Origin of the sequence: Acidovorax sp. A1169, assembly GCF_030704685.1 — a bacterium.
Taxonomy (GTDB): Bacteria; Pseudomonadota; Gammaproteobacteria; order Burkholderiales; family Burkholderiaceae_C; genus Acidovorax.
In genome coordinates this window covers 134,442-156,478 of record NZ_JAUZDX010000012.1, presented here as the reverse complement: position 1 = coordinate 156,478, position 22,037 = coordinate 134,442, and the positions used below count along the sequence as shown (strand labels likewise).

Annotated in this window: 19 protein-coding genes; 7 read left to right on the top strand and 12 right to left on the bottom strand. The window is 68.9% G+C overall.

The window, feature by feature from the left end; translation table 11 throughout:
* Position 1 precedes the first annotated feature (1 nt).
* The gene (locus tag QYL93_RS19770; RefSeq protein ID WP_305745243.1) at positions 2-646 is read left to right on the top strand and encodes an SMI1/KNR4 family protein; all 645 of its coding nucleotides are present in this window, start codon (positions 2-4) and stop codon (positions 644-646) included.
* A gap of 15 nt (positions 647-661) precedes the next feature.
* Here QYL93_RS19770 and QYL93_RS19765 read toward each other — a convergent pair whose 3' ends face one another.
* Genes QYL93_RS19765 through QYL93_RS19745 form a run of 5 tightly spaced genes read right to left on the bottom strand, consistent with a single transcriptional unit; the run spans position 662 to position 4,945 of the window.
* Positions 662-1,234: a TIGR00725 family protein gene (locus tag QYL93_RS19765; RefSeq protein ID WP_305745242.1), complete on the bottom strand. Its 573-nt coding sequence runs from the start codon at positions 1,232-1,234 to the stop codon at positions 662-664.
* Positions 1,185-2,006 (bottom strand): ABC transporter permease, encoded by an 822-nt coding sequence (locus tag QYL93_RS19760; RefSeq protein ID WP_305745241.1) that lies wholly within the window; start codon positions 2,004-2,006, stop codon positions 1,185-1,187. Before QYL93_RS19760 ends, QYL93_RS19765 begins: the two co-directional genes overlap by 50 nt.
* Positions 2,007-2,020: 14 nt before the next feature.
* Positions 2,021-3,112: an extracellular solute-binding protein gene (locus tag QYL93_RS19755; protein WP_305745240.1), complete on the bottom strand. Its 1,092-nt coding sequence runs from the start codon at positions 3,110-3,112 to the stop codon at positions 2,021-2,023.
* A gap of 40 nt (positions 3,113-3,152) precedes the next feature.
* Entirely contained in the window at positions 3,153-4,181 is a 1,029-nt protein-coding gene (locus QYL93_RS19750) for an ABC transporter ATP-binding protein (RefSeq protein ID WP_305745239.1), read from the bottom strand.
* Positions 4,178-4,945 (bottom strand): ABC transporter permease, encoded by a 768-nt coding sequence (locus QYL93_RS19745; protein WP_305745238.1) that lies wholly within the window; start codon positions 4,943-4,945, stop codon positions 4,178-4,180. Before QYL93_RS19745 ends, QYL93_RS19750 begins: the two co-directional genes overlap by 4 nt.
* Before the next feature lie 181 nt (positions 4,946-5,126).
* Between QYL93_RS19745 and QYL93_RS19740 the strand changes: the two genes are divergently transcribed.
* Positions 5,127-6,038, top strand: coding sequence for a LysR substrate-binding domain-containing protein (locus tag QYL93_RS19740; RefSeq protein ID WP_305745237.1), 912 nt, complete (start codon positions 5,127-5,129; stop codon positions 6,036-6,038).
* A 28-nt stretch (positions 6,039-6,066) separates the two neighbouring features.
* On the opposite strand, the gene QYL93_RS19735 is transcribed toward QYL93_RS19740, so the two are convergent.
* The 6 genes from QYL93_RS19735 to QYL93_RS19710 all read right to left on the bottom strand — a co-directional run bounded on the left by QYL93_RS19735 (position 6,067) and on the right by QYL93_RS19710 (position 16,957).
* The gene (locus QYL93_RS19735) at positions 6,067-7,521 is read right to left on the bottom strand and encodes an efflux transporter outer membrane subunit (protein WP_305745236.1); all 1,455 of its coding nucleotides are present in this window, start codon (positions 7,519-7,521) and stop codon (positions 6,067-6,069) included.
* A complete protein-coding gene (locus QYL93_RS19730) occupies positions 7,521-10,658 on the bottom strand; it encodes an efflux RND transporter permease subunit (RefSeq protein ID WP_305745235.1) in 3,138 nt (1,045 codons plus the stop codon). The genes QYL93_RS19735 and QYL93_RS19730 overlap by 1 nt, the downstream gene beginning before the upstream one ends.
* Positions 10,655-13,786, bottom strand: a complete 3,132-nt coding sequence (locus tag QYL93_RS19725; RefSeq protein ID WP_305745234.1) for an MdtB/MuxB family multidrug efflux RND transporter permease subunit — start codon at positions 13,784-13,786, stop codon at positions 10,655-10,657. Before QYL93_RS19725 ends, QYL93_RS19730 begins: the two co-directional genes overlap by 4 nt.
* A gap of 36 nt (positions 13,787-13,822) precedes the next feature.
* A complete protein-coding gene (locus QYL93_RS19720) occupies positions 13,823-15,466 on the bottom strand; it encodes an MdtA/MuxA family multidrug efflux RND transporter periplasmic adaptor subunit (protein WP_370877006.1) in 1,644 nt (547 codons plus the stop codon).
* Between the two features lie 139 nt (positions 15,467-15,605).
* A complete protein-coding gene (locus tag QYL93_RS19715) occupies positions 15,606-16,238 on the bottom strand; it encodes a LysE family translocator (RefSeq protein WP_057266123.1) in 633 nt (210 codons plus the stop codon).
* 80 nt (positions 16,239-16,318) lie between these two features.
* Entirely contained in the window at positions 16,319-16,957 is a 639-nt protein-coding gene (locus tag QYL93_RS19710) for an ABC transporter ATP-binding protein (RefSeq protein ID WP_305745232.1), read from the bottom strand.
* Between the two features lie 98 nt (positions 16,958-17,055).
* Here QYL93_RS19710 and QYL93_RS19705 point away from each other — a divergent pair, with 98 nt between their 5' ends.
* From QYL93_RS19705 to QYL93_RS19695, 3 genes are all read left to right on the top strand, one after another.
* Complete coding sequence (locus QYL93_RS19705; RefSeq protein WP_305745231.1) at positions 17,056-17,424, top strand: hypothetical protein; 369 nt, start codon at positions 17,056-17,058, stop codon at positions 17,422-17,424.
* Between the two features lie 384 nt (positions 17,425-17,808).
* The gene (locus tag QYL93_RS19700; RefSeq protein WP_305745276.1) at positions 17,809-18,717 is read left to right on the top strand and encodes a transglutaminase family protein; all 909 of its coding nucleotides are present in this window, start codon (positions 17,809-17,811) and stop codon (positions 18,715-18,717) included.
* Positions 18,718-18,826: 109 nt separating this feature from the next.
* The gene (locus tag QYL93_RS19695; RefSeq protein ID WP_164470704.1) at positions 18,827-18,997 is read left to right on the top strand and encodes a hypothetical protein; all 171 of its coding nucleotides are present in this window, start codon (positions 18,827-18,829) and stop codon (positions 18,995-18,997) included.
* Positions 18,998-19,099: 102 nt separating this feature from the next.
* Here the strand turns inward: QYL93_RS19695 and QYL93_RS19690 are convergent, their stop codons facing one another.
* Positions 19,100-20,014 carry a LysR substrate-binding domain-containing protein gene (locus tag QYL93_RS19690; RefSeq protein WP_305745230.1) on the bottom strand — a complete coding sequence of 305 codons (915 nt, stop codon included), beginning with the start codon at positions 20,012-20,014 and terminating at the stop codon, positions 19,100-19,102.
* A gap of 124 nt (positions 20,015-20,138) precedes the next feature.
* On the opposite strand from QYL93_RS19690, the gene QYL93_RS19685 reads away from it, so the two are divergent.
* Together QYL93_RS19685 and QYL93_RS19680 are read left to right on the top strand one after the other, a co-directional pair.
* Positions 20,139-21,137, top strand: coding sequence for a tripartite tricarboxylate transporter substrate binding protein (locus tag QYL93_RS19685; RefSeq protein WP_305745229.1), 999 nt, complete (start codon positions 20,139-20,141; stop codon positions 21,135-21,137).
* A gap of 5 nt (positions 21,138-21,142) precedes the next feature.
* Entirely contained in the window at positions 21,143-22,021 is an 879-nt protein-coding gene (locus tag QYL93_RS19680) for an N-formylglutamate amidohydrolase (RefSeq protein ID WP_305745228.1), read from the top strand.
* Positions 22,022-22,037 lie beyond the last annotated feature (16 nt).

Here is a 22,037-nt window from a genome sequence, read left to right as displayed (position 1 = left end):
CATGACCACCCTGCCCTACCCGGAACTCTTCGCCATGCTCGGGCGCCGCCTGGCCGCGCAGGACGCCATGCCGCCGCAGGCCATCGACAAGGCCGAGGCCGGCCTGCAGCTCACCGTGCCGAACGCACTGCGCGATTTCTACCTGCAGGCTGGCAATGCGCGCGACTTCATCGCCGTGTACGACCAGTTCCTGGCACCGTCGGAATGGGGTGTGCAGGACGGCAGGCTGATCTTCGTGGAAGAAAACCAGGACGTGGTGCGCTACGGCGTGGACTGCAGCGCCGATGCACCGGCCGACCCGCCCGTGTGGATAGCGACCACCGGCGCCACGCTGGAGTGGCACCCGGCCAGCGACACCTGCTCTGGCTTCATCGCCGCCATGCTGGCGTGGCAGGCCGCCTTCGGTGAAGCCTTGCCCTTCACGGGCTCGGGCTTGGCAACGCCCGCCGCAACGGCGGCGCTCGCAGGCGGCGACTGGCGCCACCTGGGCACGGTCAACGGGATGAGCGCCTACCTGCGGCCGGGCCAGGCCGTGTGCCAGGTGGAGTGGGATGAAGGTGTGCGCCTTTTCGTGAGCGCGCTGACGGATGAATCCTTCTGGGCGCTGGAAGACCTGCTCGGTGTGGAGCTGGAGGCCCACGACTGACGACAGCGCCCCGCTTCAACCAAGCAGGCAGGCCAGCACCCTGGCAAGCATGTCGTTCACGTCGCTGACCGCCACAGCCCCCGGCAGCTCCACGCCACCGTACAGCACGAAGACCGGCTTGCCCCACTTGAGGCCCATCGCCATCTCCGACAGGGTGCCCATGTTGCTGCCGATGGCCACCAGGCAGACGCCGGCGCGCGCGATGATGGCGTTGCGCATCTCCCCCATGCCGGTGGGCACCGCAACGCTCAGCCACTGGTTGGCCTGGGAGTCATCGTCCTCGGGCAGGATGCCCACGGCAATTCCCCCGGCCTCGCTGGCCCCGCGCGATGCGGCGGCCATGACACCGCCGCGCCCGCCGCAGATCACCGCCATGCCGGCGCCCGCCAGCGCATGCGCCACGGCATAGGCAGCGGCGCACTCGGCCTCGTTCGCATCGCCGGGCCCGATCACGGCCACCGGCTGGCGGTGGCGCGCGGGCCCCTGCTGTTTCAGGGCCAGGCGCTGCAGCGCCTGCATGACCGGTGCCGACAGCACCTCAGTGACCGGCACCGACCGCACCCCGCTCGCGCCTTCGCGTAAAGACATCGCCCACTCCCATCACGACCACACACACCACCATCAGCACCAGCGACAAGGCCGCTGCCACCGCGAAATCCGACCCGCCATCGCTGACCTGCGCCAGCAGCATCAGCGGCAGGATGTTGAGCTGCGTACCCACCAGCGCCAGCGCCGTGCCGTAGGTGCCCATGGCGATCGCGGCCACCATGCAGGCGTTTGACAGCACCGAGGGCAGCACCTCGGGCACCACCGTGTCCCAAAAGGCCCGCGCGCGCGACGCGCCCAGCGTGCGCGCGGCCTGCGCCGGGCGCAGGTCGAGGTTGGCGAACACCGGGTACAGCGACAGCGCCACGCGCGGGATCAGGTAGTAGGCATAGGCCACGCCCAGGCCCGAGACGCTGTAGATCCAGCTGCCGATCACGGCCGGGTCACCGCCCAGCCCCGCCAGCAGTTGCGTGACGAAGCCCGCGCGCCCGAAGGCCAGGATGAAGCCGTAGGCGATCACCAGCCCCGAAAAAGCCAGTGGCAGGCCCAGCAAGGTCATCATCCACTGGCGCCGCGATGGGCTCTGGCGCGCCAGTTCGATGGCGATGCAGCTGCCCACCAGCGCCGACACCGCGCCCGCCGCCAGCCCCAGGGCCAGCGTGTTGCGCAGCGCCCCGAGGAACAGAGGGTTGCCGAACAGGCGCGCGAAGGCGCTGCCGCCATCGCCAAAAGCCTCGGGCAGCAGCGCCGCCAGCGGCACTGCGAAAAAGAGCGCCATGAAGGCCCATGCGGGCCAGGCACCGAAGCGTCGCATGCGGGAGAGCCTGCTTACTTGTTGCCCAGGGCCGCCTGGGCCCACAGACGGTCCACCTCGGCCTTGCGCTCGGAGGCCTTGACCACGTCGAGCGGTCGGATCTGCGGCGCGGCCGGCATCTTCGCCGCCACGTCGGCGGACAGCGGCGTGCCCGGCACCGCAGGGCGCACGAAGCCCTGCGCGAACAGCGTCTGCCCAGCCTCGCTCATGATGAAGTTGAGCCAGAGCTTGCCAGCATTGGGGTTGGGGCCGTTCTTCACCAGGCTGATGGCATAGGGTGCGGCTACGCTGGCCTCCTTGGGGATCACCACCTCGACCGCATCGCCCATGCCATCGACATGCTTGGCCTTGAGGCCGTCGTTCTCGTAGCTGATCCACACGGGGATCTCGCCCTTCAGGAACTTGGCATAGGGCGTGGTGCCCTCCACGCGCAGCACGTTGCCGGCGGCATGCAGCTTGCCCAGGTAGTCGGTGCCGGGCTGCACGTTGTCCACGCCGCCGCCGTTGGCGTAGGCCGCGGCAAAGGTCAGCACCTGGCCGATGCCGGTGGAGCGCGGGTCCAGGTAGACCACGGTGTTCTTGAACTCGGGCTTGAGCAGGTCGGCCCAGCCGGTGGGCACGTTCTTCACCAGCTTTTTGTTCACCAGGAAGGCGATGTTGAGCGTGTGGATGGTGAACCAGCGGCCCTCGGCCTCGCGGAACACGGGTGGCAGCTTGTCGAAGTTAACGGGCTTGAAGGGGGCGACCACGTCCTTCTTCGCGGCGTCCACGGCCGACGCGGCGAAGTAATAGGCGGTGTCGGCCTGCGGGCGGCGGCGGGTCTTTTCCAGCGCCACCACGGTGGCGGCCGAGCCGATGTCGTTGTAGGTCAGCTCGATCTCGGGGTAGCGCTTCTTGAAGTCGCGGAACAGCGACTTCCAGTTGGCCCACTCGGGCCCGGTGTCGAACGAGACGCACAGACCTTCCTTCTGCGCCTCGGCATACAGGGCCTTCTCGCCCGCATAGAGCTCGGGGCCGTCAAAGGCAAAGGCGGTGCGTGCGGCAAGCGTTGCGAATGACAGTACGGGCAATGCGCCGGCGGCCTGGATCAGTTGTCTGCGTTGCATGGTGGCTCCTCGGTGGGATGGGTTGGGTGAGGGAAGGAACTCAGTCGTCAAGAAGGCGGATGTGCTCGGGCGCGATGGCGATGGCTTGAGCCGCAGGTATGGGCGACTCGGCCAGGAAGGGCTTGGCCGCACCGGGCACCTCGAAGTCGTAGCGCGTGAGCGCGCCGAGATAGCGCTGGGCACCGGTGCGCCCGGCCAGGCGGTTCAGGCTGCCTGGCGGCGGATCGGGCTGGATATGCTCGGGGCGCACCAGCACATACACCTGGGCGCCTGCAGCGCGGGTGCCCGTGTCGGCCGCCAGTTCGGCAAACCCCAGGTCGAGCCGCCCGGGCGATGCCACTTTGGCAGGCAGGAGGGTCGAGAGGCCAACGAACTCGGCCACCGCGCGGCTGGCGGGCTGCTCGTAGATCTGGCGCGGGGTGGCGATCTGCAGCAGCCGGCCGTCCTTGAGCATGGCCACGCGGTCGGCCATCACCAGCGCTTCCTCCTGGTCGTGCGTGACCAGCAGCGTGGTGGCGCCAAAGCGCTGCTGGATGGCGCGGATCTCGTCGCGCAGATGTCCGCGCACACTGGCGTCGAGGGCAGAGAGGGGCTCGTCGAGCAGCAGCGCCAGGGGGTCGATGGCCAGCGCACGGGCCAGTGCCACCCGCTGCTGCTGCCCGCCCGAGAGCTGGCCGACGCCGCGCTTCGCGTAGCCACCCAGGCCCACAATGTCGAGCAGCTCCTGCGCTCGCCGGTGGCGCTCGGCAACGCCCACCTTGCGCAGCTTGAGGCCATAGGCCACGTTGTCGAGCACGCTGAGGTGCGGGAACAGGGCATAGCTCTGGAACACCATGCCCATGCGGCGCTCGTGCACCGGTGTGCGAGACATGTCCTTGCCATCGAAGGCGATGTGGCCCGTGTGGCCGGTGGTGAGCCCCGACACCAGCTGGAGCAGCGTGGACTTGCCCGAGCCGCTGGGCCCGATCACCGCCACCAGTTCGCCGGTGCGCACATCCAGGGAGACCTCGTGCAGGCCGTGCGTGCTGCCGGGATAGTGGTAGCTGACGTTGTCGAGGACGAGGCTCATGGGCGCTGCTTTACCAAAGAGGAGGACAGGAGGGCCGATGCGCCGGCCAGCACCAGCAGGATCACCGTGGCGGCGCAGGCAAAGCCCGTGGCGCCGTAGAAGGCCTGCAGCAGCACGACCGGGTAGGTGCGGTTCTGAAAGCTGGTGAGCAGGTTCGATACGCCGAACTCGCCCACCGAGATGGCGGCCACCATGACCAGCCCGCTGATCAGGCTCTGGCGCAGGCTGGGCAGCACGATGCCGGTGAACTGCTGCCAGCCCGAGGCGCCCAGCGTGGCCGCTGCCTGCTCCAGCCGGCCAAGGTCCAGGTGGCGCAGATCCGTCAGCAGCGTGTTGGTGAGGTAGGGCAGCGTGAGGACGGCATGCGCCGCGATGAGCAGCGGCATGGAGCCGAGCCAGGGCGCAAGATCGGTGTTGAACACCACCATGTAGCCAAAGGCCAGGGTGATGGCCGGCACGGCCACCGGCATGGCGCTCACGATGCGCGCCGCCATACCGCCGCTGCGGCGCGCGCCGTGGTACAGGGCATAGGCCAGGGGCAGCGCCAGCACGGTGTTGATGGCGCAGGCCGCCATGGCCACCACCAGGCTGCTCACGAAGGCCTTGCGGAACGAGGTGCCCTGCCAGAGGTCGAGGTACCACTGGCCCGTGGTGCCCGTGGGCAGCAGCGTGTTGGTCCAGTTGCCGCCCACGCTGCCGACCATGAGCAGTGCGATGGGCAGCAGCAGGTACAGGCCGTAGATGAGGGAAATGCCGCGGACCACGTTGTTATCTCCAATGTCAGAATCACCGGCATATTTTCCGGATGCGCTACTGTCCGCCACAAGGCATGCCGCAGCACTGGCCAAATTCTAGGGAGAGACCGCCCCATGATGGGTGAAACCTGGATGAAGACAGTTGAGCAATTGGAAAACTTTTTTCACACAGCTTTCACCAAACCCGGATATGAAACGCGACTGCCCGACCATCCAGGAACTGCTGGCCTTCGACTCCGTGGCCCGGCACCAGAGCATCACCCTCGCCTCGGGCGCGCTGTGCATCACCGCCAGCGCGGTCAGCAAGCAGGTCGCAGGGCTGGAAGCCTTTCTGGGCCGCCAACTGCTGCAGAAGAACGGCCGCGGGGTGGAGCTCACACCACAAGGTCGCGTTTACTGGCAGAAGATCTCGGGCGGGCTGCGCGCCATCGAGGCGGCCACCTTCGAGGCCCGCTCGGGCGACGCGGGCGCGGGCCTGCTCACGCTGGCCAGCGTGCCCACCTTCCTCACCAAGTGGCTGATCCCGCGCCTGCCGGACTTCAGCCAGAAAAGCCGCCACGTGATGCTCAGCTTCAGCCGCCACCTGGAGCCCAGCGACGGCATACCGGCCGGGGTGGATGCCGCCATCCGCTACGGGCCCGACGGCTGGCCGGGCGTGGTGTCCGAGTACATCGCGGGGCGCGAGTTCGTGCTCATCGTGGCGCGCAGCCTGGTCGAGGGGCGCCACCGCATCGCCCAGCCCGCCGACATCCTGGGCCACACCCTGCTGCACCATGAGGGCGCGCCCACCGCCTGGCGCCAATGGGCCGCGCAGCATGGCGTGCCCGAGGTGCAGACCCTCGCGGGCCCACGCTTCGCCCAGTATTCGGCGCTGATCCAGGCCGCCCTCAACGGCCTGGGCATCGGTCTGGTGCCGGCCCTGCTGGTGCAAAAGGAGTTTGCCGAGGGCTCGCTGCTCGCCCCCTGCGGCAGCCCCATCCGCGTGGACCAGGGCCACTACCTGTGCTACCGGCCCGACCGGCTGGACCTGCCAGCCTTCGCAGCGTTCCGCGCGTGGATCCTGGATGAGGGCTCGCGGTCGCGCGGCGCGTCGGCGGATTGACGGGCGCGGTGACGCGCGCCAGCGCCCCTCACCGCGCCAACGGCTCCCAGTTCCCCGCCACGTTCTTGAGCAGGGTGTTCACGGCCACCAGGCGGCGGTTCTTCACGTCGATCAGGCTGCGCTGCGACGAAAGCACACTGGCCTGCGCCGTGATCACGTTGAGAAAGCCCACGGTGCCGGCGCGGTACTGGTTGTTCACCACGTCGAGCGCACGCTGGGCGGCGGCCAGGGCCTCGGTCTGCAGTTGCTGCTCCTGCGCCAGGGCGGTGGCGGCAGTGAGGTTGTCCTCCACCTCCTGCAGCGCCGTCAGCACCGTCTGGCGGTAGCTCGCAGCGGCCTGGTCGTTGCTGGCGCGGGCCGATTCCACGGCGGCATTGCGCGCACCGCCATCGAACAGAGAGACCGCAAGCGCCGGGCCCAGCGACCAGAACAGGTTGGGTGCACTCAGCAGGTTGGACAGCTCCGAACCCCGGTAACCGGCCGAGCCCGAGAGCGTGAGCGCCGGGAAGAAGGCCGCGCGCGCCACGCCGATCTGGGCATTGGCGGCGGCCACGCGGCGCTCGGCGGCGGCGATGTCGGGGCGGCGCTCCAGCAGCTGCGAGGGCAGTTGCGCGGGCACGGGCGGTGGGGCCGGCAGCTCGGCCGTGGCCGGCAGGCTGAAGGCGGCGGGCGCCTGGCCCACCAGCGCGGCGAGCGCATGTTCGAGCTGGGTGCGGCTGGTCTCGGATTCGAGCAGTTGCACCTGGGTGTTCTTGTACTGCGCCTCGGCCTGGGCCACGTCGGCCAGCGATGCCACGCCGGCGGCCTGGCGGTTGCGCGTGAGCTCCCAGCTGCGGTCATAGGCATCGAGCGTTTCGCGCAGCAGCCGCGCCTGGGCCTCGGCGGCGCGCAGCGAAAAATAGGTCTGCGCCACCGTGGCCTGCACCGACAGGCGCATGGCGGCCAGGTCGTCGGCGCTGGCCTGGGCGCTGGCGCGTGCGGAATCCACCGTGCCCGAGATGCGGCCCCACAGGTCCAGCTCCCAGCTGGCGTTGAGGCCCAGCGAATGGCTGGTGCCGATGCGCGAAACGCTGCTGCCATCGCTTTGCACCGTGCCGCCGCTGCGCGAGCGCGAGCTGCTGGCGCTGGCGCCCAGGCTGGGCAACAGGCTGGCGCTGCTGCTGGCCACGGCCGCCTGCGCGGACCGCAGGCGGGCCACGCTCAGCGCGATGTTCTGGTTGCCGGCGGCGGCCTGTTGCTGAAGGGTGTCGAGCGTGGCATCGCCATACAGCGACCACCATGCCGTAGGCACGGCCTGGTCGCCACCGGGCTGGGCGGGCTGCCACAGGCCCTGGGCGGCAGCGCTGCTTTCCTTGTAGTCCGGCGGGATGTCCATGGCCGGGCGCTCGTAGGCCTGCTGGCTGGCGCAGGCGCCGAGCAGGACCAGCACGGCGAGCGACAGCGCCAGGCGTGCGGGGAACGGGGAAGAAGGGGTCGAAAGCATCAATCGTTTCCTTGAAGCGCCACGGCGGGGCCCGGCGCTGGGCGCTGTCTGCGCCAGCGGCGCGCCGTGCGCAGCACGCGGGCGCGCAGGCGGTCCAGCGCCACGTAGACCACGGGCGTCGTGTAGAGCGTGAGCACCTGGCTGAACAGCAGCCCGCCCACGATGGCGATGCCCAGGGGCTGTCGCAGCTCGGCACCGTCGGCCCGACCCAGGGCCAGCGGCAGCGCGCCGAAGATAGCCGCCATGGTGGTCATGAGGATGGGGCGCAGGCGCAGGTTGCAGGCGCGGTAGATGGCCTGGGCGGCGCTCACATGGCCGCCGCGCTGGCGCACCAGCGCGAAGTCGATCATCATGATCGCGTTCTTCTTGACGATGCCGATGAGCAAGATCACCCCTATCAGCGCGATCAGCGAGAACTCGGTCTTGAACAGCATCAGCGCCAGCAGCGCCCCCACGCCGGCCGATGGCAGGGTGGAAAGGATGGTGAGCGGGTGCACCAGGTTCTCGTACAGAATGCCCAGCACCAGGTAGATGGTGATGATGGCCGCCAGGATCAGCAGGGGCTGCCCGGCCAGCGCGTCCTGGAAGGCCCCGGCCGTGCCGCCGAAGGTGCCGCGGATGCCCACCGGCACACCGAGCTCGGACACCGCGTTGTGCACCGCGTCGGTCGCCTGCGACAGCGAAATACCCGGCGCCAGACTGAAGCTCACCGTGCTGGCCGGCGTGCCCCGGTCGTGGCTGACCGACAGCGGCGTGTTGGTCTGCGTGATGCGCGCAAACGCCGTGAGCGGTATCTGCTGGCCCAGGTTGTTCACGAAGAAGAAGCTGCGCAGCGTCTCGGGGTCCTGCAGGTACTGGGGCGCGGCTTCCATCACCACGCGGTACTGGTTGAGCGGGTTGTAGATCACGCCCACCTGGCGCTGGCCGAAGGCGTCGTTGAGCGTGGCGTCGATGGTGGCCACCGTCAGGCCCATGCGGGTGGCCGCGTCGCGGTCGATCACCAGCGTGGTCTGCAGGCCATAGTCCTGCACGTCGCTGTTCACGTCCTCCAGCTCGGGCAGCTGCGACAGGGCCTGGCGGATGCGCGGCTCCCAGGTGCGCAGCTCGGCGATGTCGTCGGCCTGAAGGGTGTAGTCGAACGAGGCGCTGCTCTGCCGCCCGCCGATGCGGATGTCGCGCTGGGGTGTCATGAACAGGCGCGCGCCGGGCTCGTTCTTGAGCTGCTCGCGCAGGCGGTTGATCACCACCTCGGAGCTCTCCTGCCCCGGCCCGCGCTTGAGCGACATGAACATCATCGCCGCATTGCGCTGCCAGCCCCCCGTGAAACCCGTGACATGCTCCACGGCCGGGTCGGCCTGCACGATGGACAGGAAGCGCTGCAGCCGCTGCTCCATGGCCTGGAACGAGGTGGCCTGGTCGGCCCGGATGAAGCCCGAGATGCGGCCCGTGTCCTGCTCGGGCATGAAGCCCTTGTCGATGGCGGTGTACAGGTAGACGTTGCTGGCCACCACGCCCGCCAGCACCAGCAGCACCACGGGCTGGTGGCGCAGGCACCAGGCCAGGCTGCGGCGGTAGGCGCGCAGGCCGCGCTCCTGTAGCCGGTCGACCCAGCGCGAAAAGCGCGCCCAGCGGGACTGGCTGGGCGCCCTGGGCGCGCGGTGCTGCTTGAGCAGCACGGCGCACATCATGGGCGTGGTGGTCAGCGAGACCACCAGCGACACCAGGATGGCGGCCGACATGACGATGGCGAATTCGCGAAAGAACCGGCCCACGATGCCGCCCATGAACAAAATGGGCACGAACACCGCGATCAGCGAGATGCTCATGGACACCACGGTGAAGCCGATCTCGCGCGCGCCGTCGAGCGAAGCCTGCAGCGCGGTCTTGCCGCGCTCCATGTGGCGCATGATGTTCTCGAGCACCACAATGGCATCGTCCACCACGAAGCCGGTGGCCACGGTGAGCGCCATCAGCGACAGGTTGTCGAGCGTGTAGCCCGCCAGGTACATGATGCCGAAGGTGCCCGCCAGCGACACCGGCACCGCCACGCTGGGGATCAGCGTGGCACGCGCATTGCGCAGGAACAGAAACACCACCATGATCACCAGCGCCACGGCGATCAGCAGGGCGCGCTCCACCTCCTTGACCGAGGCGCGCAGCGTGGGCGTGCGGTCGGAGACGATCTCGATGTCGATGGCCGCGGGGATGGATGCCTTGAGCGCCGGCAGCAGCGCGCGCACGCGCTCCACGGCTTCGAGGATGTTGGCGCCGGGCTGCTTGTACACCTGCAGCAGGATGGCGGGCTTGCCGTTGGCCACGCCGAAGTTGCGCACGTCCTGCACCGAGTCGGTGACCTGGGCCACGTCGGCCAGGCGGATGGCGTTGCCGTCCTTCCAGCGCAGCACCAGGGGCGCGTAGTCGGCCGCCACGCGGGCCTGGTCGTTGGCGGTCACCTGCCAGTAGTGGTCCTCGCGCTCGACCGAACCGAGCGGCCGGTTGGCATTGGTGCTGGTAATGGCCGCGCGCACCTGCTCCAGCGAGACGCCGTTGGCCGCCAGGCGCAACGGGTCGAGCTGCACGCGCACGGCGGGCAATGCGCCGCCGCTGATGGAGGCCTGGCCCACGCCCTCGACCTGCGAGAGCTTTTGCGCCATGACGGTGGAGGCCGCGTCGTACATCTGCCCGCGCGTGAGCGAGTCGGACGTGAGCGCCAGGATCATGATGGGCGAATCAGCCGGGTTCACCTTGCGGTAGGTGGGGTTGCTGGGCATGCCCGTGGGCAGCAGCGTGCGCGATGCGTTGATGGCCGCCTGCACGTCGCGCGCGGCGCTGTCCACCGTGCGGCTCAGGTCGAACTGCAGCGTGATGGAGGTGCTGCCCAGTGTGGAGCGCGAGGTGATTTCATTGACCCCCGCGATGGCCCCCAGGGCCCGCTCCAGCGGCGTGGCCACCGTGGCGGCAATGGTATCGGGGCTGGCCCCGGGCAGGCTGGCCGAGACCGAGATGGTGGGGTAGTCGACCTGCGGGAGCGGCGCTACAGGCAACAGAAAGTACGACACCGCCCCCGCCAGCGCCAGGCCGATGGTGAGCAGCATGGTGGCGATGGGCCGGTGGATGAAGGGGGTGGACAGGCTCACACCGCTCCCTCGGCATGTGCCGCCTTGGCCGCGCGCCGTGCGCGCCAGCGCTCGGCCGCGTTCTCGAAGGTCAGGTAGATCACCGGCGTGGTGAACAGCGTGAGCAGCTGGCTCACGATGAGGCCGCCGACCATGGTCACGCCCAGCGGATGGCGCAGCTCGCTGCCCACGCCCGTGCCCAGCATCAGCGGCAGCGCGCCCAGCAGGGCCGCCAGCGTGGTCATCAGGATCGGGCGAAAGCGCAGCAGGCAGGCCTGGTAGATGGCCTCGCGCGCACCCATGCCCTGCTCGCGCTGGGCCTCCAGCGCGAAGTCGATCATCATGATCGCGTTCTTCTTGACGATGCCGATCAGCAGCACGATGCCGATGATGGCGATGATGTCCACATCGAGCCCCGTCACCAGCAGCGCCAGCAGCGCGCCCACGCCAGCCGATGGCAGGGTGGAGAGGATGGTGACCGGGTGGATGGTGCTCTCGTACAGCACGCCGAGCACGATGTACATGGTGACCACCGCCGCCAGAATCAGCAGCAGCGTGTTCGACAGCGAGGCCTGAAAGGCCAGCGCCGCGCCCTGGAAGCTGGTCTCCACCGACAGCGGCAGCAGCCCCGCTTCCTTGGCGGCGGCCTGCTCGGCCTGGATGGCCTTGACCGCATCGCCCAGCGCCACGCCGGGCGCGGTGTTGAACGAGATGGTTGCTGCGGGCAGTTGGCCCACGTGGTTCACGCCCAGGGCCATGGGCCGCTCTTCGATGCGCGCCACGGTGGACAGCGCCACCGGCTTGCCCGCAGTGGAGGTGACGTAGATGTTGGCCAGCGCCTCGGGGCCCACCTTGAACTGCGGCGCCACCTCCAGCACCACGCGGTACTGGTTGGACTGGGTGAAGATGGTGGAGATGAGGCGCTGGCCAAAGGCGTTGTACAGCGCCGTGTCGATGCCCGACACCGTGACCCCCAGGCGGCTGGCCTGGGCCCGGTCGATCTGCACGAAGGCCTGCAGGCCCTGGCTCTGCAGGTCGCTGGCCACGTCGGCCAGTTGCGGCAGGCCGCGCATGCGGCGCACCAGGTCGGCGGTGCTGGCCTGCAACTGCGCCGAATCGGGCGAGGAGATCAGCAACTGGTACTGCGTGCGCGCCACGCGGTCCTCGATGGTCAGGTCCTGCACCGGCTGGGCGTACAGGCGGATGCCGGGCAGGTCGGCCGTGTCGTCGGCCAGGCGGCGCACCACGGTGGACGCCTTGTCGCGCTCGCCATGGGGTTTCAGGTCGATCAGCAGGCGACCGGTGTTGAGCGTGGTGTTGGCGCCGTCGACCCCGATGAAGGACGAGACGCTTTTCACCGCCGGGTCGCGCAGGATGCGCTCGGCCAGCTGCTGCTGGCGCTCGGCCATGGCGGCGAACGAGATCGACTGGTCCGCCTCGGTCGTGGCCTGCAGCGTGCCCGTGTCCTGCACCGGGAAGAAGCCCTTGGGCACCACCATGTACAGCAGCACCGTGAGCGCCAGCGTGGCGATGAACACGACCCAGGTAAGCCCCTGGTGGCCCAGCACCCAGTTCAGCGCGCGGCCATAGTGGGCGATGGTGCGGTCGAAGAAGCGGCCCGTGGCCTGGTACAGGCGGCCATGGCTCTCCTCGGGCGTGTGGCGCAAGAGGCGCGCGCACAGCATGGGCGTGAGCGTGAGCGAGACCACGGCCGAGATCAAAATGGCCACGGCCATGGTGATCGCGAACTCGTGGAACAGCCGGCCCACCACGTCGCCCATGAAGAGCAGCGGGATCAGCACGGCGATGAGCGAGATGGTCAGCGAGATGATGGTGAAGCCGATCTGCTTGGCACCCTTGAGCGCGGCCTGCAGCGGATGTTCGCCCTCTTCCACGTAGCGCGCGATGTTCTCGATCATCACGATGGCGTCGTCCACCACGAAGCCAGTGGAGATGGTCAGCGCCATCAACGTGAGGTTGTTGATCGAAAACCCCGCCATGTACATGACACCGAAGGTGCCCACCAGCGACAGTGGCACCGCCACGCTGGGGATGAGCGTGGCCGAGGCGCTGCGCAAAAACACGAAGATCACCGCCACCACCAGGCCGATGGCCAGGGCCAGCTCGACCTGCATGTCCTTGACCGAGGCGCGAATGGTCACAGTGCGGTCGGTCAGGATCTGCACATCCAGCGAGGCCGGCAGCGTGCTCTGCAGCTGGGGCAGCAGGGCCTTGATACGGTCCACCGTCTCGATCACGTTGGCGCCGGGCTGGCGCCGGATGTTGAGGATCACGCCAGCGCGCGCCCCCGTGTCGGGCGTGCCGGCCCATGCGGCCAGGCGGGTGTTCTCGGCATCGTCCACCGTGGCGGCCACGTCGCTCAGGCGCACGGGCACGCCATTGCGCAATGCGATCACCAGGTTCTGGTACTCCGCCGCCGACTGCAACTGGTCATTGGCGTCGATGGTGGAAGCGCGTGCCGGGCCGTCGAAGCCGCCCTTGGCCTGCTTGACGTTGGACGAGGCGATCATGCTGCGCACGTCTTCGAGCGTCATGCCCACCGCCGCCAGCGCCACCGGGTTGACCTGGATGCGCACGGCCGGGCGGCGCCCACCGGCGATGGCCACCAGGCCCACGCCCTTGACCTGCGAGAGCTTGGGCGCCAGGCGGTTTTCCACCAGGTCGTTGACGCGGATCACCGGCAGCGAGGGCGAGGTGATGGCCAGCGTGAGGATGGGTGCGTCCGCCGGGTTCACCTTGCTGTAGATGGGCGGCATGGGCAGGTCGTTCGGCAGCAGGTTGCTGCCGGCGTTGATGGCCGCCTGCACCTGCTGCTCGGCCACGTCCATCGCCATGTCGAGTGCAAAGCGCAGCGTGATGACCGAGGCCCCGCCCGAGCTGGTGGAGGACATCTGCGCGAGGCCCGGCATCTGGCCGAACTGGCGCTCCAGAGGCGCGGTGACATTGGAGGTCATCACGTCGGGGCTGGCGCCCGGGTACAGCGTGGTGACCTGGATGGTGGGGTAGTCCACCTCGGGGAGGGCCGAGATGGGCAGCAGCCGATAGGCCAGCAGGCCTGCGATCAAGAGCGCCACCATCAGCAGCGAGGTGGCGATGGGGCGCAGAATGAAGATGCGCGAAAGGTTCATGGGGGCGGGGCCCGCTTCAGGGTGATCGGGGCCGCGTCAGCGCGAGGCCGCTGCGCCAGGGGCCGCCATGCCGGCCGCCTGCATCTTGCCGCCGATGAAGGCGCGGCGCTCGTCGGGCGCCATGGCCTGCAGCTTCTGGCGCTCCTCGGGGCTCATCTTGTCAAGCAGGGCCCGCACCTCGGGCGACATGCCAGGGCGGCGCTCACCGCCAGGGGCGCCGCCTTCGGCCGATGCGGCAGGCGCCGGTGCCGCGGTGGCGGGCTCGCCACCCACCGTCCCGCTGGCTGCCCCTGCAGGTCCGGCCGCGCCGGGCTGGTTGCGCTTGCTGCGCAAGAAGGCGCGGCGCTCTTCCTGCGTCATCTTGGCCAGTCTGTCGCGCTCTTCCTGGGTCAGGTTGCGCATCGCGGCGCGGCGCGCGCCGCCCTCCTGCACAGCCTCGTCGGCGCGGGCGGCGGCGTTCGAATCGATCACGGCCACCTTGGCGCCTTCGCGCAGGCGGTCGATGCCGTCGACCACCACCCGGTCGCCGTCCTTGAGTTCCCCTTCGACCGCCACGCGGTCGCCATCGGCCACGCCGACGCGGATGCGCCGCTGCGTCACCGTGCCGTCGGGCTGCACCAGGTAGACATAGTTGTTCTGGATGGCCGTGCCGGGCACCGTGAGCGCGTTTTCCAACAGATTGACCTGCAGGCGCACATTCACGAACTGGTTCGGGAACAGCGTGCCGTCCTCGTTGGCGAAGCTGGCCTTGACCTTGATGGTGCCCGTAGTCGCGTCGATGGCGTTGTCCAGGGCGCCCAGGCGGCCACGCGCCAAGCGGCGCTTTTGCTCGCGGTCCCACAGCTCCACGGGCAGCTCGGCGCCTTGGGCCAGGCGCTGGTTGATCTGCGCCAGGTGCGCCTCGGGCACGGAGAACACGGCGTCGATGGGCCGTACCAGGTTGATGGTGACGATGCCCGTGGCGTCCGAGGGGCCGACCACGTTGCCCCGGTCGGCCTGGCGCAGGCCCAGGCGCCCGGCGATGGGCGCGGTGATGCGGGTGTAGCTCAGCTGCAGCCTGGCGGCGTCCACCTGCGCCTGGTCTGCCGCCACGGTGCCTTCGAGCTGGCGCACCTGGGCGGCCTGGGTGTCCACCTGCTGGCTGGCGATGGAGTCCTTGGCCAGCAGGTCCTGGTAGCGCTTGAGGTCGAGCTGCGCGTTCTTGAGCAGGGCCTGGTCGCGTGCAAGATTGCCCTGCACCTGGCCCAGCGAGGCCTGGTAGCTGCGCGGGTCGATCTCGGCGAGCAACTGGCCGGCCTTGACCTCCTCGCCCTCCTTGAAGCGCAGGCTGGTCAGCTCGCCGCTGACCTTGGCGCGCACGACCGCCGTGGCGCGTGCGCTCATGGTGCCGATGGCGTTGACCTGTACACGCACGTCCTGGCGCCGCACCACGCCGACCGACACCGGCTGCGTCTGGCCGCCCGCGCTGAAACGGGCCGGCCCCCGGCCACCGGGGCCGCCCGGGCCGCCGCGCCCCGCAGGCGCATCGGCCTGGGCCGGCGCCGCCTGGCGCTGCCTCCACCACAGCCCGCCCCCCACAGCAGCGGCGATGAGCACCAGCAGCACGACCCACCACAGGGCGCGCCCCTGTTGGCGCAAGAGGGACCGCGGAGACACAGGCAGGAAACGGAGGGACGGCATGGTGGACGCAACAGATGGAATCGTGGCTATGGTAGCCATGCGCCGAGACACTCCGGCGCGCAGGCAAAGGGATTTACCCTGCCTTTACCCTCGCTTTACGGCGCTTCATGGGCGGGCAGCGGGCCCCGCAGCAGGCCTTTCAGCGGTTCGTGGCCAGCAGCAGGCCGCCCGCGCCCATGAAGAAGCCGCCCGTGGCCTTGTTCAGGCGCACCACCCCGCGCGAAGTGCGGATGAAGCGGCGGATCTGCCGCCCGCCGGCGGCGTAGACCGCCGTGGCGACGAACTCCGCAGCCAGGTACACGCTGCCCAATATGAGGAACTGGCGCGCCGCCGGCTGCGCCGGGTCGATGAACTGCGGAAAGATGGCCGCGAACAGGATGATGGCCTTGGGGTTGGTGATACCCAGCAGGAACTCTTGCGTGATCAGCGACCACAGGCGCACCGGCGCCGCGCTCGCAGCCACCTCGGCCCCGTCCACGACCTCCAGGCCATTGAACTCACGGCTGCGCCAGGCGCGCCAGCCCAGCCAGAACAGGTAGCAGGCGCCCACCCACTTCACGGCGGTGAAGGCGGCTTCGGACGCCAGCAGCATGGCCCCCAGGCCCACGGCCGACACGGTGAGAAAAATCGCAAACGCCGCCGCGCGCCCGAGGGTGCCCACCAGGGCTGCGCCCACGCCGGCACGGATGCCGTTGTTGAGGCCGCAGAAATTGTTGGGGCCGGGCGTCAGGGCGATGGCCACGGCGACAGGGGCGAAGAGAAGGGCGTCCATGGGAATTTCCGGTGAAAACGGCCGCAATGGCGGCGCAGGCCCCAGTTTAGGGCCTGGGAAACGATCCTGTTCGGCCAGGGTTACCGGTCAGGCAGCGTGATGGTCGCCTGCCAGGGGACACCCACCAGGGCATCGTAGTGGGCGACCACCACGGCCCGGTCCTGCTGCGTGGCCAGGGCGGCCAGAGCCTGCTGCAGGTACTGCACCGAAGGCTTGTCGAGCCCCGCCACGGGCTCGTCGATCAACGTGAGCGCTGCACCCGAGGCCAGGGCCCCGGCCGTCCACACCTTGCGCCGCGTGCCTGTGGACAGCATCAGGAAGCGCTTGTGCAGATGCTCCTGCAGCTCGAAGCCCTCGATGTGCCGGGCCAGCGCCGCCGCGTCGAACTGCGGGTAGCGGGCGGGCAGCGCAGCCAGCCAGTCCTGCGCCACCTGTTCGCTCAGCGCATCCGAACGCGGGTCGCCCTGGAACACCTGGGCCCGGTAGGCGGCAGGTGATGCGTGCAAAGGAACGCCCTGCAGCACCAGTTGGCCGGCGTCAGGGACAAGCTCGCCCGCCAACAGGCGCAGCAGGCTGGTCTTTCCGCTGCTGTCGGCGCCGAGCACGAGCGTGGTGCCGGCCGGCAATCGGGCGTCCAGGCCCTGGAACAACGGGCATTCGGGGTAGGCAAAGCACAGGCCGTTGATGTGCAGGATGGCGTCGGTGCTGGCAGCAGGCATGAAAGGGAAGACCTCGGAGAAGCGAACTCAGCCATTCTAGGAAATGCAGCCCCCTGCTGCGCGACAATGCACGGCCCACCCTGCCTCCACCTCACGCCATGCCCCTGCGCTACCTGGATTTCGACTACAGCGAAGACTTCGAGGGCACCGGCACGTTCGATGCGATGGCGGCAGTAGCCCCAGCGCAGGTGGCGGCCCTGCATGCCGAAGTGGCACAGGTGCTGGCCTGGGCACATGCGCAGTTTCCCGGTGGCTGCGGCCCGGCCGACGAGGGCGGCGAATGGGACTACGACCTGGCTTGCGTGCAGGAGGTGGCCACGCCCCTGGATCTGGCATTCGACGACGCCAGCGGCACCATTGCGGTGCATGCCCGCACGCCCGGCCCGGCGCGCACCACCATCACCCTGTCGATCAGCGGCAGCAGCATGTTCTGCAACGCGCTGCGCGAGGCCTTCGGGCTCGACTGAGCCAGCGCGGTCTCCAGGGGCTCGCTGTGTAAAGACGCAGCTGTCAGCGCCGTTCACAACGGCAACAGGCTGTCAGCCTACATACAGCAGCCGGGTAAACGCCTATCCTGCAATGGCAGCGGTGTGCAGGGGTTGCCTTGCACTGGCCACGCAAAGCCCAAGGCCAGGCGCACGGCGCCTGACGGAGCTGCACCCACCAGAGAGGCTCACTTCATGCTCGCGCAATCGTCTTCTTCCATGGCCCCGCCCTTCAACCCGATGACGGCGCCCTTGCCCCTTGCAGCGGCCAACGAGTCGCCTACTGCGGTCACACCTGCTGCCAGCAACCTACAGCAGTCGCAAGGTATGCAGAGCACGCCCATGCAGGCCACGGCTGCGCCCTTCATGGCCAACACCCGGGTGCGCATGGAACTGGAGATCGAACTACACTACGAGATCGACCAGTACGGTGCCGACTTCGTGTTCAACATCCACGCCGCGCACACGCCCAGCCAGGCCGTCAGCAACGAACGCCTGGTCATCAACCAGAACATTCCGCAGCAGATCCACACCGACCCGGCCACCGGCAACCGCTACCTGCGCTTGCATGGCGAGCCCGGGCCGCTGAGCGTGGCGTACTCGGCCACGGTGGACATCACCCACCACCGCACCGACCCCATGCAGCTGGCCGAAGTGCCCGTGCGGCGGCTGCCGCAGGAGGTGATGGGCTACATCTACCCCAGCCGCTACTGCCAGTCCGACCGGCTGCTGCGCCTGGCGCTCAACGAGTTCGGCGCCCTGTGGCAGGGCCACAGCCGGGTGCAGGCGATCCGCGACTGGGTGCAAAAGCATGTGGCGTTCACGTCCAACACCTCCAACTCCAACACCTCGGCCGTGGACACCCTGGTCGAGCAGGTGGGGGTTTGCCGCGACTTTGCCCACCTGATGATTTCGTTGTGCCGCGCGATCAATATCCCCGCACGCTTCACCACCGGCACCGACTACGGCGCCGACCCGAGCCTGGGCCCGCCAGACTTCCATGCCTACGTGGAAGCCTACCTGGGTGACCGCTGGTACCTGTTCGACCCCTCGGGCACGGCAATTCCCATGGGGCTGATCCGCTTTGGCACCGGGCGCGATGCGGCCGACGTGGCGTTTGCCACCATCTTCGGCGGCGTGCGCGCACAACCGCCTGTGATACGCACCAAGGCCGTGGAGGATGCGGGCCGCGGTTTCGTGCTGCCGCACCACTGCCGCGAGGCGCTTTCCACCGACCACGGGGCTGCGTTTGCCACCCGGTTCACCGGCAATTGAGGCATCCAACACCACTCTGTCACCGGTGCGAAAAAGGCTTCATTTTCTGCATCCAGCCCGACCTATGGCCTAATACACGTTTTTCCACCATCTTTTCCAGAGAATTCCCATGGGCAACAAGATCGTCACCGAAGCAGACCGCAAGCGCACCCCCCGCCCTACGCCAGTGCCCGGCTACAACCTGGCCACCCCAGGTCGCGGCCAGCGCGTGAGCCTGGAGCGCGGCGTCGCCACGCGCAGCAAGAAGAACCCTGGCAAGCGCTCCAAGAAGGGCGGCTGATCGCCAGATCGCCACGGGCAGGCTGCGGCCGGCCCCTGCAAAAAAGCCCTCGCGAGAGGGCTTTTTGCTTGGTGCGCCATGCAGGCACGGGCATGGACCCGCTCACGCGGGCATCGAGGCGATGTCCTCACGGGCCCTGTCCAGCAGCCATTGGCGAAAAACCGGTAGGCTGGCCGCCGCCCGGCGCCCGGGCAGGCGGCACAGGAAGTAGCCGCGCTGCAGGGTGATCGGCAGATCGAACGGCGTGACCAAACGGCCGGCATCGATTTCGGCCCGCACCAGGCAGCGCTGCACCAGCGCAACGCCCATGTCGGCCATGGCCGCCTGGACCAGGATGGACACCTGGTCGAACACCGTCGACAGCTCGGGCTCGGCCCCTGCGGCGCCTGCGGCCCGCAGCCACTGCGCCCAGTTGCCGGGCGAGGTGGAATGGGCCAGCAGCGGCTCAGAGGCCAGGTCGGCCGGATGCTGCCACTGCTGCCTTGCCGCACGCGCAGGGTGGCACACCGGCACGACCTCGCGGCCGATGACGTAGTCGCACTCCCACCCGGGCCACTGCGCCGCCCCCAGGCCTGTGAGGATGGCGGCATGCGGCGTGGGGCCCGAGAAGTCCTCGTCCTTGCGGTAGGGAACGAAACGCACGCGCACATCCGGGTGACGCGCCTGGAAATCCGGCAGGCGCGGCACCAGCCATACGCTGGCCAGCGTGGGCACCACGGACAGCACCAGTTCCGTGGTGCGCGCGGGCCCCACGCGCAGGGCCTCGCTGGCCGCCTCGATCGCTGCCAGCGGCTCGCGCACGGCCGCCAACAACTGTTCGCCTGATGCGGTCAGCAGCATCTGCTGGGAACTGCGCTTGAGCAGCACCTTGCCGTAATGGCCCTCCAGCCGCGCCACCGCCCGGCTGATGGCGCCCTGAGTCACGCACAGCTCGTCCGCAGCGCGCGAAAAGCTGCCCGTGCGCACCACGGTGACGAAGGCGTGCAACTCGGACATCGATGGCGAATGCAGGCGCATGGTGCAGCAAGGCTGGGGTGGTGTATGACCAATGGTAATACAGGAATGCCGGAGTGTCGTTTGCGGGTGATCACCGTTCGCCAGAGACTGCCAGCACCCTTTGGCCACCGAAAGAACCCCCACCATGGCAAGCATCCGCCTCCCTTCCTCCCTCAGCCGCCGGGCCGCCCTGTTGGCCCTGGCGCTGGCACCGCTGGCTGGCGCGGTTCACGCACAGGCCGGCTACCCGGACCGGCCGATCAAGCTGATCGTGCCCTTTGCACCCAGCGGCTCCACCGACCTGGCGGCACGGCTGATTGCCGAATTCGCAGGGCGCGAACTCGGCCAGCCCATCGTGGTGGAGAACAAGGCCGGCGCCGGCGGCTCGCTGGGCATGGAGCAGGTGGCCAAGGCCCGCGCCGACGGCTACACCCTGGGCATGGCCACCATGAGCACGCACGGCTCCAACGCAGCGGCCTACGGCAACCGCATGAAGTACGACCCGGTGAAGGATTTCGCCCCGGTGTCCAACGTGGCCACGGTGCCCAGCGTGTTCGCGGTGAACGCCAATTTCCCGGCCCGGACCATGCAGGAGTTCATCGCGCTGGCCAGGGCCAACCCGGGCAAGTACAACTTCGCATCCCCGGGCACCGGCTCGCTTGGGCATGCCAACGTGGAGCATTTCTCCAGCCTGGCCAAGATCCAGCTATTGCACATTCCCTACAAGGGCGCGGGCATGGCGCTCAACGACGCCGTGGCCGGCCAGGTCGACGGCATCACCGACAACCTGCCCTCGGCGCTGCCGCATATCAAGGCGGGCCGCTTGCGGGCATTGGCAGTGCTCTCCGAGACCCGCTCGCCCCTGCTGCCCGATGTGCCAACCTACGGCGACCTGGGTTTCAAGGAAATGGGCGCGGGCGGCTGGTTCGGTGTCGTGGCACCGGCCGGCACGCCCGCGCCCGTGGTCAACCGGCTCAACCAGGCGATCCACGCGGCCATGAAGCACCCCGACTTCATCAAGAAGATGGACGAGGCCGGCGCCACGTTGATCCCGGGCACCCCCGCGCAGTTCGGCGTACAGATTCGCCAGGCGCTGGACCGCTATGCGCGCGTGGCCAAGGTCGCCAAATTGACCGCGGAATGATGCACATGGACCTGCACAGCGATGCCCCCACCTTCACCCTGCACACGCCGGTGGCGCCGGCCATCCCCCTGGTCTGCGACTCGCCGCACAGCGGCACTGCCTACCCTGCGGATTTTGGCCACGCGGTACCCCGCGCCCTGCTGCGCGCGGCCGAAGACACGCATGTCGAGGCCCTGTGGCAGGCCGCACCGGAGGTGGGCGCCAGCTTGCTGCAGGCGCACTTCCCGCGCAGTTACATCGATGCCAACCGCACGCTCGACGACCTGGACCCGACCTTGCTGGACGCGCCCTGGCCCGAGCCGCTGGCCCCGGGCGAAAAGACGCGCCTGGGCTACGGCCTCATCTGGCGCAACGTGAACGCCACCACGCCCATCTACGACCGCAAGCTCACGGTGGCCGAGGTGCAGGCACGCATAACGCGCTGCTACCAGCCCTACCATGCAGCGCTGGCAGCCGCCATCGGCCAGGCGCATGTGCAATTCGGCGCCGTCTGGCACCTGAACCTGCATTCCATGCCCAACAACGCCTACGAGCGGCTGCAGATAGACAGCCCACACCCGCTGGCCGACTTCGTGCTGGGCGACCGCGATGGCACCACCTGCGAACCGGCGTTCGTCGACCTGGTGGAAAAGGAGCTCAAGTCCCGCGGCTACACTGTGGCCCGCAACGACCCCTACAAGGGCGTGCAGCTCATCGCCCGCATCGGCCAGCCCGCGCACCAGCGGCACAGCATGCAGGTGGAGATACGCCGGCCGGTCTACATGGACGAGGCCAGCCGCGAGCGCGGCGCGCACTTCGACACGGTGCAGCGCGACCTCACCAGCGTGCTGCAGGCGATTGCACGCTACCTGCGCGAGCACCCCTCCCTGCACACAAGGGGCTGAACCGCCAGACACAGGG